This is a genomic window from Janthinobacterium aquaticum (assembly GCF_009208565.1).
In the GTDB taxonomy this organism is placed as follows: domain Bacteria; phylum Pseudomonadota; class Gammaproteobacteria; order Burkholderiales; family Burkholderiaceae_D; genus Janthinobacterium.
This window is the reverse complement of the sequence record NZ_WFLK01000005.1, coordinates 223,703-235,864: the sequence shown is the minus strand read 5'-3', so window position 1 is coordinate 235,864 and position 12,162 is coordinate 223,703. Positions and strand designations below refer to the sequence as shown.

The window sequence follows — 12,162 nt, the reverse complement described above, 5'->3', positions numbered from 1 at the left end:
GCGTTTCTAGTGTGGGATTCAGCGGAAGGACAGCGGCGCGGCAGTGGCCTATTCGATAACTTTCGGCACCAGATACAGGCCATCCTGTACTTTTGGCGCCACGGCCTGGTAGGCGTCGCGGTGATTGCCTTCGGTGGCGACGTCTGCGCGCAGGCGCAGCGCGATATTGTCCATATGCGCCGCCAACGGGTGGCTCAGCGGCGCGACGCCATCGGTATCGACCGCCTGCATCTGCTCGGCCAGGGCAAAAATCTTGTTCAATTGTTCGAGCGAAGTGGCGGCCTGGTCGTCGGCCATATCGAGTTGTGCCAGATGGGCAATGCGTTTTACGTCGGATAGTGTCAGGGACATGGCATGGGGCGCGCAGTGAGCGCTTGATATTAAGTTGGCGTTCTGATAAAACGCAGGTATTTACTGCTCTTTTGCTCACAAAAACTCGGGAATGCCGCGTAATTCGCGGCGCCAGGATGCGCACTTTTCCATGGTTTTTGAGCAAATCGCATTCAAATTATAAGGTAGAATGGCGGGTTAATGCGTTGTCGGCGCCGATGGACTGCTGCCGCAGCATAGAAAAGATTGCGCAAGCGTCAAGCACACCCCGGAAAAGTCGCCGCGATGGATTTTTCCAGGTGTTTTGCAGCGCCCGCTTTGAAACTCCCCATAAACAGCTTTTGCGCAGCTCGATGCGCTACAGGACACTCATGTTTGGTTTTTTACGCAGGTATATCTCCACCGATCTGGCCATTGACTTGGGCACGGCCAACACCCTGATCTATGTACGCGGCCTGGGCATCGTGCTCGACGAGCCATCGGTTGTTGCGATCCGCCAGGAAGGTGGCCCGAACGGCAAGAAGACCATCCAGGCGGTCGGCAAGGAAGCCAAGCAGATGCTGGGCAAGGTGCCAGGCAATATCGAAGCGATCCGTCCGATGAAAGACGGCGTGATCGCCGACTTCACCGTGACCGAGCAGATGCTCAAGCAGTTCATCCGCATGGTGCATGACTCGAAATTTTTCCGTCCGTCGCCGCGCATCATCATTTGCGTGCCGTGCGGTTCGACCCAGGTGGAACGCCGCGCGATCCGCGAATCGGCGCTGGGCGCAGGCGCCTCGCAGGTCTACCTGATTGAAGAGCCGATGGCGGCAGCCATCGGCGCCGGCCTGCCGGTGTCGGAAGCGACCGGTTCGATGGTAGTCGACATCGGCGGCGGCACCACCGAAGTGGGCATCATTTCGCTGGGTGGCATGGTCTACAAGGGTTCGGTACGCGTGGGTGGCGACAAGTTCGATGAAGCCATCGTCAATTACATCCGCCGCAACTACGGCATGCTGATCGGCGAACAGACCGCCGAAGCGATCAAGAAAGCCATCGGTTCGGCTTTCCCGGGTTCGGAAGTGAAAGAGATGGAAGTGAAGGGCCGCAATCTGTCCGAAGGCATTCCGCGCTCGTTTACGATTTCTTCCAACGAAATCCTGGAAGCCTTGACCGACCCGCTCAACAACATCGTGTCGGCCGTGAAGAACGCGCTGGAGCAGACGCCGCCGGAACTGGGCGCCGATATTGCTGAAAAAGGCATGATGCTGACCGGTGGCGGCGCCTTGCTGCGCGACCTGGACCGCCTGCTGATGGAAGAAACCGGCCTGCCGGTGCTGGTGGCCGAAGACCCGCTGACCTGCGTGGTGCGCGGTTCGGGCATGGCGCTGGAACGTATGGACAAGCTCGGCTCGATCTTCTCCTACGAATAATCTGACTGTACCAAGGCCGGCACCTCGTTCCGGCCTTTTTTTGGATTCTGGCGCCGGCACTGGCCGGGCGCCCGCACGTTGGCGCTCTGCGCCTGGCCTGATCATTGGAAGTCATGGAATACAGTCCTCCGCCACTTTTCAAACAAGGCGCCTCCGCCCGCGTCAAGATGATGGTGTTTGCCGGCATTTCGATCGGCCTGCTGCTGGTCGATTCGCGCATGCACGCTTTGACCGCCGTGCGCCAGGCAGTCGGCACGGTGCTCTACCCGGTGCAGATGGCCGCACTGGTGCCGCGCGATGTGGTGCTGGGCGTGGGCAATTATTTTTCCTCCATTTCAGCGTTGGAAAAACAGGTGCACGACCTCAAGCTCGAGCAGATCGCCTCGGCCCAGGTGCTGCAGCAGGCGCAGCTCAATATTGCGGAAAACAACCAGCTGCGCAAGTTGATGGAGGCGCGCGAACGCGTGCCCGTCAAGACCAAGCTGGCTGAAATCCTGTACGACACGCGCGACTCGGCCACGCGCAAGATCGTGCTCGACCGTGGCCTCCAGGACGGCGTGGAACTGGGCCGGCCGGTGATCGATAACCAGGGCGTGGTAGGCCAGATCACGCGCGTTTTCCCGTTTACCTCGGAAGTGACGCTGCTGACCGACGAAGAGCAGGCGATACCGGTGCAGGTGCTGCGCAATGGCGTGCGCAGCGTCGCTTATGGCCGCGGCAAGTCGGGCGCCATGGAACTGCGCTTTACCGAACCGAGCGCCGATATCCAGATCGGCGACATCGTGATCACTTCCGGCCTGGACGGCCTGTACCCGGCTGGCCTGGCAGTGGCGCGCGTGACGCTGGTCGAGCGCAATGCGCACGGCCCGTTTGGCCGCGTGGTATGCCAGCCGCTGGCCGGTATCGAGCGTAACCGCCAGTTGCTGATCTTGATGACGTCGCCCGAGATGGCGCCGCGCCCGCCGGTTGAAGATGTCAAGGTCGGGCGCAAGATCGCCGGCAAGATGGCGCCGATCAAGGATACGGCCACTGCCGAGAAGCCGCCTGCCAGTACGGATAAACCAGCGGCAGCCAGCCCTGCTGCTGCCAAACCGGCCACGACGCCCGCGGCCAGGCCTGCTGCTCCACCAACTGTCACGCCGGCGGCGCCAGCAGTGGCGCCAGCGGCCACGCCACCGAAGGAGGCAACGCGATGAGCCGCCCGCATTACATATTGCTGCCGGTCAGCCAGGTGTTTATCGGCTTTTCGCTGCTGTGCGCATTTTTGCTCAACCTGCTGCCCTGGGGGCATTTTGTCGGCGCACCCGACTTCGTGGCGCTGGTGCTGGTGTTCTGGGGCATCCATCAGCCGCGCAAGGTCGGCATCGGCTTGGCCTTTTTCATGGGCCTGATGATGGACGTGCATGATTCGACCCTGCTGGGCGAGAACGCGCTGGCCTATACCTTGCTGTCCTATCTGGCCATCATGGTGCACCGCCGCGTGATGTGGTTCCCGATCATGACACAGGCGCTGCACGTGCTGCCGCTGCTGCTGCTGACGCAGGCGCTGCAACTGCTGACGCGTTTTATCGTCTCGGGCCGTTTTGCCGGCTGGCTCAGTTTTATCGAGAGCGTGGTGGCCGTCATCCTGTGGCCCGTGATTACCTGGATTCTGCTGGCGCCGCAGCGGCGCGCCGTTGACCGCGACCATAACCGGCCGATCTGATTTCAACCATGACTGAACTTAAGAATACCGAGCGCGAACTGCATCGCTTCCGCAGGCGCCTGACGGTCATAGGCGGCCTGGTTTTCGTCTGCTTTTCGCTGCTGCTGGCGCGCCTGGTCTGGCTGCAGATCATCAAGCATGAAGACTATGCCACCAAGGCCGAAGACAACCGCATTGCGCTGGTGCCTATCGTGCCCACGCGTGGCCTGATCACCGACCGCAACGGCGTGGTGCTGGCGCGCAATTACTCAGCCTTCACGCTGGAAATCACGCCATCCAAAATGAGCGCCAGCCTGGACTCGGTGATCGACGAGCTGTCCAAGCTGATTCAGATCGACGTCAAGGACCGCCGCCGCTTCAAGAAACTGCTGGAAGAGTCGAAGAATTTTGTCGGCGTGCCGCTGCGTACGCGCCTGACCGATGAAGAAGTGGCGCGCTTTTCGGCGCAACGTTTCCGTTTCCCGGGCGTCGAAGTGCAGGCACGCCTGTTCCGCCAGTATCCGATGGGCGAAACGGCCGCCCATGTGGTCGGCTATATCGGCCGCATCAACCGCAACGAGGCCAAGGCGATCGAAGAGGGTGACGATGCAGCCAATTACAACGGCACCGACCATATCGGCAAGGAAGGCCTGGAAAAAAGCTACGAGAAGCAGCTGCACGGCACCACCGGCTACGAAGAGGTGGAAGTGTCGGCCGGCGGGCGCGCCATGCGCACGCTGTCGCGCACGGCCGCTATCCCGGGCAATAATCTGGTGCTGTCGGTCGATATCGAACTGCAAAAAGTGATCGAGGAAGCGTTTGGCGAGTGGCGCGGCGCGGCCGTGGCGATCGATCCGGCCACCGGCGATATCCTCGCTTACGTGTCCAAGCCCGGCTACGATCCGAACCTGTTTGTCGACGGTATCGATCAGCAAAGCTGGAACGAACTCAATACCTCGCTGGACCGGCCGATGATCAACCGGCCGCTGTCGGGCACCTATGCGCCCGGTTCCACCTTCAAGCCCTTCATGGCGCTGGCCGCGCTGGAACTGGGCAAGCGCACGCCGAGCCAGGCGATTGTCGATCCGGGCTTTTTCATCCTGGGCGGCCATACCTTCCGCGACGATAAAGTCGGTGGCCACGGCATCGTCGACCTGCACAAGTCGATTGTGGTTTCTTGCAATACTTATTATTACCAGCTGGGCCGTGACATGGGCATCGATTCCATCCACGACTTCATGAAGCCGTTCGGCTTCGGCCAGCTGACCGGTATCGACCTCAATAACGAGAAGACCGGCGTGCTGCCGTCGACCGAATGGAAGCGCAACCGCTTCAAGACGGCGCAGCAGAAAAAGTGGGTTGGCGGCGACACCATCTCGGTCAGCAACGGTTCGGGCTACAATTCCTACACGCCGCTGCAGATCGCCCACGCCACGGCCAACCTGGCCAACAACGGCGTGGTGATGAAGCCGCATCTGGTCAAGATCATCGAAGATGCGCGCACCCGCGCACGTACGCTGACGGTGCCCAAGGAAAGCTATCGCATTCCGCTCAAGCAGGAAAATATCGATATCATCAAGCGCGCGATGGTCGGCGTGACCAGTGAAGCAGGTGGCACGGCCGCCAAGATCTTTGCCGGCGTGCCTTACACGGTGGGCGGCAAGACCGGTACCGCGCAGGTGGTGGGCATCAAGAAAAACGAGAAGTACAATGCCAAGCTGCTGGCCGAGCGCCTGCGCGACAACGCACTGTTTACCGCCTTTGCGCCGGCTGACAAGCCGCGCATCGTGCTGGCCATCGTGGTGGAAAACGCCGGCTTCGGCGCTGGCGTGGCCGCGCCGATTGCGCGCAAGGCGCTCGATTACTACTTGCTGGGCAAGCGTCCCGCCGACAAGGACCGCGACACCACCAAGGTGCCCAAGGAAGACGTCGACGAAGTGCGCACCCTCGAAGAGATCAATGACGAGCAGGCCGCGCCGCCTGCCAGGCAATAAGGAAATGCATGTCCATCAATGAAAGGCGCTCGCTGTGGCGGCGCGCCAAGCCTTACCTGACGGTATTCGACGGCCCGCTGCTGGTCATTATCATGATGCTGTTTGCCACCAGCCTGGTCACGCTGTATTCGGCCAGCATCGGCATACCCGGCAAGATCGAAGACCATCTGCGCAATATCGCGCTGTGCTTTTTCGTCATGTGGGTCGCCGCCAATATCACGCCGCAAATGATGATGCGCATCGCCGTGCCGGCCTACACCATTTCGGTGATGCTGTTGATTGCGGTGGCGCTGTTCGGTACCATCAAGCTCGGTGCACGGCGCTGGCTGCATATCGGCGTGATCGATATCCAGCCATCGGAGTTCCTGAAGATCGCCGCACCGCTGATGCTGGCCTGGTTCTTCCAGCACAATGCCGGCACCCTGCGCTGGCAGTCCTTTTTGATTGCCGCCGTGCTGCTGTTTGCCCCGGTCTACCTGATTGCGCGCCAGCCCGACCTGGGCACCTCGCTGCTGGTGGTGGCGGCCGGCTTTACGGTGATTTTCCTGGCCGGCCTGTCGTGGCGCGTGATGCTGGGCGTGGTGCTGGCCGTGGCCTGCTATGCTCCCATCGCGTGGTCGCACATGCATGACTACCAGCGCGACCGCGTGATGATGCTGATCGACCCGACCAAGGACCCGCTGGGCAAGGGCTTTCACATTATCCAGTCGATTATCGGCATCGGTTCGGGTGGCATGACCGGCAAGGGCTGGACCCACGGCACCCAGGCCCATCTGGACTTCGTGCCCGAGCGCACCACCGACTTTATTTTTGCTGTGTATTCGGAAGAATTCGGCCTGATCGGGAACCTGATCCTGATGCTGATGTATCTGCTGCTGATCGGTCGCGGCATGATGATCGCGGCCAATGCACCGAACTTTTTTACTCGCTTGTTTGCAGGAGCCATCACCATGATTTTCTTTACCTACGCCTTTGTCAACATGGGCATGGTCAGCGGCATCGTGCCGGTGGTCGGCGTGCCTTTGCCTTTCCTCAGCTACGGCGGCACGGCGCTGCTGACGCTGGGCATCGCTTCGGGTCTCCTGATGAGCATCCAGCGCCACCGCAAGCTGGTGCAGACGTGATGCGCGCGCCGACCAACATGCTGCGCACGCGCGGCGCCAATGCGGCCATCTCGCTGGCTGTACTGGCCCTGCTGGCCGCCTGCGGCACCACGCCGCAAAAGCCGGTCCACGTGCCGATGCCGTCAGGCGGCAAGGTCAAGGTGCCGGTGCGCCAGGACCCGACCTTGCCGGCCTTGCCGGCTGCCGGTTCCGGCCGCGGCGGCTACTACAAGGATGACGGCCCGGGCGACAACCCGCCGGCCAACCTGCGCGACGTGCCTGACGCCGAAGTGCGCAACGAACCGTATTCGACCCGCTCGAACCGCCCGTATGTGGTGTTTGGCAAGACCTATACGCCGATCACCGACAACCAGCCGTTCACGCAGCGCGGCACCGGTACCTGGTATGGCAAGAAGTTTCATGGCCAGCGCACCTCGTCCGGTGAAATCTACGATATGTACAAGATGACGGCGGCCCATCCGACGCTGCCGATCCCGTCGTATGCGCGCGTGACCAGCATCGACAGCGGCGAACAGGTGATCGTGCGCATCAACGATCGCGGCCCGTTCCATGCCACGCGCGTGATCGATGTGTCGTACACGGCAGCGCTCAAGCTGGGCTTTCTGGGCAAGGGTAGCCACCAGGTGATTGTCGAGCGTTTGCTGCCGGCCGATATCGACGCCATCCTGGCCGCGCGCGCTGCGCCCAAGGCGCAGAACCCGACGGTACAGGCCATCTCGATCGACACGCCGCCCGAGACGGGGGCGGTGATCGAGCCGGAAATCACCGCCATGGCGGTGGACCCGACCGTGGCGGCGCCGGCGCCCACCGCGCTGGCCACCGGCTTTTACCTGCAGCTGGGTGCCTACTCGCGCGCCGACAATGCCGAAGCGGGCAAGCAGCAACTGGCGCCGTATTCGTCCACCCTTGGTGAATTGGGCGTGGTGCAGGCCGGCGCGCTGTTCCGCCTGTATGGCGGCCCGTTTGCCAGCCGTTCCGACGCCGCGCGCGCCGCGGCCAGCCTGCCGGCATCGGCGGGGATCAAGCCGATTGTGATTGAGCGGTAAGGTAATCCGGAAGAGGGTAGGTCGGATTAGGCCGCAGGCCGTAATCCGACAACACCACTGACGCCAACAATGTTGTCGGATTACGGCCCAAAGGGCCTAATCCGACCTACGCACCTTATTTGCAGCTGCGCACACTCTGTTCGTCAAACTTCGCTGCAATCGCGTCGAGCCGTTCGCGGGTGGTGGCATCGAGGTCGCGGAACTGGTAGGCCAGCTGTTTGCTCGAACTGTAGCGCGGCGCCACGCGGGCGCTGTGCACGCCCTGTTTATTGAGCGAGGCCAGGTGATTCTGGGCGCTGGTCTCGGACTTGAACACGCCCAGTGAAATGCCCCAGCGCGTCGGGCTGCCTTCGCCCATGATGAAGTAGTTGGTCACGCCCAGCTGCTTGAGTTCACCGGCCTTGCGGTCGGCGCCTTCCTTGCTGCCCTGTGGCGGGATATACACCATATAACTTGAAATATCCTGGCTGGCGACGTTGCGGCGCGACTGGCGGTCGCCCAGGTCCAGCGCGGCCACCTGCGCTTCAAAGCGGCGCGCGTCGGCCAGCACGAAGTTGCCCACTTCGGTGCAGGCATAGGTTTTCGGTGGCGGCGGTGCTGCCGGCGTTGGTGCTGGCGCTGGTTCAGGTGTGGCTGCCGGCGGTGGCGGCGGGGCGGTGGCCTGGGCTTCGCTCAGCAGCTTGAACTGGTCGGCATGCAGCTGGTTTTTCAGGCGCGCCGGCTCGCGCGTCTCGCCGCGAAAGCTGCCCAGGTAACCCTGGCCGATGGCCAGCACCAGCAGGTTGACGGCGGCCAGCAACCAGAAGACGAATTTAAGCATGCGTTTCTCCGAGATCAAGCGTGCGCGCGGCCGTTTGCAGGCCGATCATGACGATATTGTCCACCAGCCGGAATGGCAGGGCCAGCGCCTGGGCGATGCGCGGCGCGGCGCCGCCCGACAGCAGGCAGGCGCCGGCGCCATGCATGCGCACGGCGCGCTCGATGGCGCCGGCCTGCGCCGCCAGGCAGCCTGACAGTATGGCGTCGGCGGTGTTGTCGGCAAAGCCGGCCGGCAGCGGTGCTGCATCGGCGATCTGCGGCAGTAGCGCCGTATTTTTCGCCAGCGAACTGGCCATCAGGCCCAGGCCGGGCAGGATCATGCCGCCCAAAAAGACGCCGTCGGCCGTGACGGCGTCGATGGTGGTGGCGGTGCCGCAGTTGGCCACGATCACGGCCTGTCCTGGCGCCAGCGCATGCGCGCCGATGGCGGCGGCAAAGCGGTCGCAGCCCAGTTGCGCTGGTTCGCGATAGCCGTTGCGCACGCCGGCCAGTGCGGGCTGCGAGCGGAAGTCATGCGGCGCGACCGGCAGCATGGCGCGCAGGCGCGTGCCGATGGTCTCGCCGGCCACGTTCGACAGTAACACTGTGCTGATCGGCAGGCGCTGCCAGGCGCCAGCTAATGTGCCGAGTTGCTCATGCGTGACGGCGCCGCTGGCCAGCCAGTGACCGCTGGCGGCCGAGGGGGCGGCCAGCGCCCATTTGATGCGGGTATTGCCGGCGTCGATCAGCAGTAGCACGCGCTTACTCCTGCGCCAGGCGCAGCGAGACGTCGCCCGACATCACTGCGGCCAGACCGTTGTCGGTGCGCAGTTGCAAGCGGCCCAACTGGTCGACGCCGGCGGCTATACCTTGCTGCAGCAACTGGCCGTTGTCGAGGATTTTCACCTGCTGGCCCTGCCAGGCGTGCAGCCCGTTCCAGCGCTCGACAAACGGCGCAAAGCCGGTATCGTCAAATTCAGCCAGCACGCCGGCCAGACGGCTCAACAGGGCTGCTACCAGTGCATTGCGATCCATTTGCGCCAGCCACGGCACGGCCGACACACTGCGCCCGATCTGCTGCTCGAGCGCGTCGGGCATCAGGAGGTTGATGCCGCAGCCGATCACTGCCCATACGCCATCGGGCGACTGCTGGGTTTCGACCAGGATGCCGGCCAGCTTCTTGCCATCCCTGAGCAGGTCATTGGGCCACTTGAGCTGGACCGGCATGCCCAGCGCACCCATGGTCTCGGCCAGCGCCATGCCGACAGCCAGCGGCAGGCCGACCATGTGCTGTAGCGGGCCCTTGAAGCGCCAGGCCAGCGAAAACATCAGGCTGGCGTCGGCCTGCGACAGCCAGGGGCGTCCTGCGCGTCCGCGTCCGGCCGTCTGCTGGCCGGCGATGCGCAGGGTGGGGCCGGCCAAGGTGGTGCAGCGCGCCAGCAGGTCGGCGTTGGTCGAGCCGGTTTCGTCGACGATCTCTATCGCCACATGGGCTGCGCCCGTGGCGCACTGCGCGGCAATGGCGGCGCTGCTCAAATCGGAATGCTTGGTCATGGTGTTGTTCTGGCCGTCAGGGGTGGGGCTGGCGCGCCTTGTGCGGCGCCCTGGCAAAGGCCAGGTCGTACAGGAAGTTGGGCAGCAGGCGCAGCACCTTGGCCACGATGCCCATCTGCCAGGGAATCACGCGGTAGCTGTCGCCCTCGTCGATGGCGCGCGCCGCGCGCGCGGCAAAGCGTTCTGCCGGCATCAAAAATGGCATGCGGTAGGCGTTATGGCGCGTCATCGGCGTATCGATGTAGCCTGGCGTGATGGTGACCACGCCGATTCCCGATGGTTTCAGTTCCAGGCGCAGCGATTCGCAATAGCTGATGATGGCGGCCTTGGAGGCGCTGTAGGCTTCGGCGCCAGGCAGGCCGCGTATGCCGGCCACGCTGGCAATACCGACCAGGCGCCCGCTGCCTTGCTGCTGCATGGCGGCGATAAATGGCGCAAAGGTGGCCACGGTGGCTGTCACGTTGATGGCCATCAGGCGCGCAAAAGCATCGAGGTCTTCGGCGTGTTCGGTCAAGGTACCGTAGGAAACGCCGGCGCTGGCAATCACCACATCGATGCGCCCGGCATGGCGCAGGAAGTCGCTGGCAGCCTGCGCCAACGCCGCATGGTCGCACACGTCGAGCGCATAGGCGCGGTGCAGTTCGGGATTGGGCAGCGAGGCGATCAATTGCTGCAGCTTGTCACTGCGGCGCGCCAGCAGGCCCAGACGGGCGCCCTGGCGCGCGTACTGCAGCGCCAGTGCGGCGCCCAGGCCGCTCGACGCACCGGTGATAAAAACGGCCTGCATCAGGCAGCGCGCGCGGGCAGGGCGGTCATGCTTATTTCTTTTCTGCCCGGGCCTTGGCCACCAGGATGTCCATCACGGTCAGCGCCTGCGCATTGAGCTGCTCTTCATTGCGGGCGGACTGGCTGCCCTTGTCGGCCTGCGATGGCGAGGTGATGTAGCGCCCGTCGATGGCGATCATCGGCCAGAAGGTGACGTTATAGGCCTGCATCATGGCGTCGGCCTTGCGCACGCGGCCGGCTACGCCGAACGAGCGGTAGGTGTCGATGAATTTCTGGCGGTCGACGCCGTTTTTGGCCACAAAATCAAACACGGCTTCATCGGTATTGAGGCGGTTGTGTTCAACGTGCATGGCGCGGAAGATCTTGCTGTGCAGTTGTTCGGTCAGGCCCATCGCCTGCAGGGTGAAGTACAGGCGCTGCTGCGGCGCCACGGCTTCGTTGGCAGATACATGCACGCGCTTGAACGCGATATTGTCGCCCTGCTTCTTGACCCAGGCGGCCAGCTGCGGATCGAGCACATTGCAATGCGGGCAGTAATAGGCGAAAAACTCGGTCACTTCGATCTTCTTGCCCGATTCGGTCGCCTGTGGCGTGGCCAGGGTTTCGTACTCGACGCCGTTTTTCGGGTCGGCCGGCGAGGCCGAGGCACCGGTGGCAGCGACGCACAGGGCGGCGGCAAACAAGACCTTTTTCATGAAGCGCATGCTGATTCCTTATTTTTGGTTGCGAACGACAGCGACATCGATGCCGCTTTCAGACAGTTTGGCGCGCGCGCGGTTCATGGCGTCGAGCTGATTGAACGGGCCGATCCGTACGCGGTGCAGCACGCCGGCATCGGTGCTGCGGTCGCTGATGGCCGCTTCAAAGCCCAGCAGGGCCAACTTGCCGCGCGTGCTTTCGGCGTCCGCCATGTCACGGAAGGCGCCGGCCTGCAGATAATAAATCCATTTGTCGGACGCTGCATCGGCCTTGGCCTGCGGCGGCACTGCCGCTGCCGGGGCCGCAGCAGGTGCAGGGGCGGGCGCGGCCGCCGGGGCCGCCGGAGCTTTCGGCGCCGGCTTGTCCTTCAGGCTGCCGATCAGCTCCTGCAATGCATCAGGCTCTTCCTTGGGCGCCGTCGGCTGGCCAGGAATGACCGTCTCGCGCGGCTCCTTGGAAAAATCGCGCGCCGCTTCCCGCGCCGCATCGCGGTTGCCATACATCGGCTTGTTCGGGTCGGCGATCTGGCCGCCGGCCGTATCGGCCGACTTGGGCTTGGCGGTCTTGTCGGTAAATGGCGAGGCGCCCTTGGAGATGACCAGGGCCACCACCACGGCGATGCCCAGGCCGACGACCAGGCCGATAATGATGCCGACCAGCGTATTGCCTTGCTGGCGGCGCGACGAAGTAAAGCGGGTGGTGCGGGAAACTGGTTTCATGGACAAAGGCGCC

The 12,162-nt window shown here is 63.3% G+C and carries 13 protein-coding genes; 6 read left to right on the top strand and 7 right to left on the bottom strand.

The window, feature by feature from the left end:
- Nucleotides 1-48: 48 nt before the first annotated feature.
- Entirely contained in the window at nucleotides 49-351 is a 303-nt protein-coding gene (gene gatC / locus GCM43_RS10865; RefSeq protein ID WP_152244088.1) for an Asp-tRNA(Asn)/Glu-tRNA(Gln) amidotransferase subunit GatC, read from the bottom strand.
- Between the two features lie 350 nt (nucleotides 352-701).
- On the opposite strand from gatC, the gene GCM43_RS10860 reads away from it, so the two are divergent.
- The 6 genes from GCM43_RS10860 to GCM43_RS10835 all read left to right on the top strand — a co-directional run bounded on the left by GCM43_RS10860 (nucleotide 702) and on the right by GCM43_RS10835 (nucleotide 7,593).
- Entirely contained in the window at nucleotides 702-1,745 is a 1,044-nt protein-coding gene (locus GCM43_RS10860; RefSeq protein ID WP_010393186.1) for a rod shape-determining protein, read from the top strand.
- Nucleotides 1,746-1,858: 113 nt separating this feature from the next.
- Complete coding sequence (mreC, locus tag GCM43_RS10855; RefSeq protein ID WP_152244086.1) at nucleotides 1,859-2,941, top strand: rod shape-determining protein MreC; 1,083 nt, start codon at nucleotides 1,859-1,861, stop codon at nucleotides 2,939-2,941.
- Nucleotides 2,938-3,450, top strand: a complete 513-nt coding sequence (gene mreD, locus GCM43_RS10850) for a rod shape-determining protein MreD (RefSeq protein ID WP_152244084.1) — start codon at nucleotides 2,938-2,940, stop codon at nucleotides 3,448-3,450. The genes mreC and mreD overlap by 4 nt, the downstream gene beginning before the upstream one ends.
- An 8-nt stretch (nucleotides 3,451-3,458) precedes the next feature.
- Complete coding sequence (gene mrdA, locus GCM43_RS10845) at nucleotides 3,459-5,423, top strand: penicillin-binding protein 2 (RefSeq protein WP_152244082.1); 1,965 nt, start codon at nucleotides 3,459-3,461, stop codon at nucleotides 5,421-5,423.
- 8 nt (nucleotides 5,424-5,431) lie between these two features.
- The gene (rodA, locus tag GCM43_RS10840; protein ID WP_152244080.1) at nucleotides 5,432-6,547 is read left to right on the top strand and encodes a rod shape-determining protein RodA; all 1,116 of its coding nucleotides are present in this window, start codon (nucleotides 5,432-5,434) and stop codon (nucleotides 6,545-6,547) included.
- Nucleotides 6,547-7,593, top strand: a complete 1,047-nt coding sequence (locus tag GCM43_RS10835; protein WP_226929433.1) for a septal ring lytic transglycosylase RlpA family protein — start codon at nucleotides 6,547-6,549, stop codon at nucleotides 7,591-7,593. Before rodA ends, GCM43_RS10835 begins: the two co-directional genes overlap by 1 nt.
- A gap of 115 nt (nucleotides 7,594-7,708) precedes the next feature.
- Here GCM43_RS10835 and GCM43_RS10830 read toward each other — a convergent pair whose 3' ends face one another.
- From GCM43_RS10830 to GCM43_RS10805, 6 genes are read right to left on the bottom strand one after another with little or no spacing between them, the layout of a single operon-like run.
- Entirely contained in the window at nucleotides 7,709-8,413 is a 705-nt protein-coding gene (locus tag GCM43_RS10830) for an SPOR domain-containing protein (protein WP_152244078.1), read from the bottom strand.
- The gene (locus tag GCM43_RS10825) at nucleotides 8,406-9,149 is read right to left on the bottom strand and encodes a type III pantothenate kinase (RefSeq protein ID WP_152244076.1); all 744 of its coding nucleotides are present in this window, start codon (nucleotides 9,147-9,149) and stop codon (nucleotides 8,406-8,408) included. The genes GCM43_RS10830 and GCM43_RS10825 overlap by 8 nt, the downstream gene beginning before the upstream one ends.
- Before the next feature lie 4 nt (nucleotides 9,150-9,153).
- Nucleotides 9,154-9,945 carry a biotin--[acetyl-CoA-carboxylase] ligase gene (locus tag GCM43_RS10820; RefSeq protein WP_152244074.1) on the bottom strand — a complete coding sequence of 264 codons (792 nt, stop codon included), beginning with the start codon at nucleotides 9,943-9,945 and terminating at the stop codon, nucleotides 9,154-9,156.
- A gap of 16 nt (nucleotides 9,946-9,961) precedes the next feature.
- Entirely contained in the window at nucleotides 9,962-10,732 is a 771-nt protein-coding gene (locus GCM43_RS10815) for an SDR family oxidoreductase (protein WP_152244072.1), read from the bottom strand.
- Nucleotides 10,733-10,763: 31 nt separating this feature from the next.
- On the bottom strand, nucleotides 10,764-11,435 hold the full coding sequence (locus GCM43_RS10810) for a thiol:disulfide interchange protein DsbA/DsbL (RefSeq protein WP_152244070.1): 672 nt from the start codon (nucleotides 11,433-11,435) through the stop codon (nucleotides 10,764-10,766).
- A gap of 9 nt (nucleotides 11,436-11,444) precedes the next feature.
- Entirely contained in the window at nucleotides 11,445-12,149 is a 705-nt protein-coding gene (locus GCM43_RS10805) for an SPOR domain-containing protein (protein ID WP_152244068.1), read from the bottom strand.
- Nucleotides 12,150-12,162 lie beyond the last annotated feature (13 nt).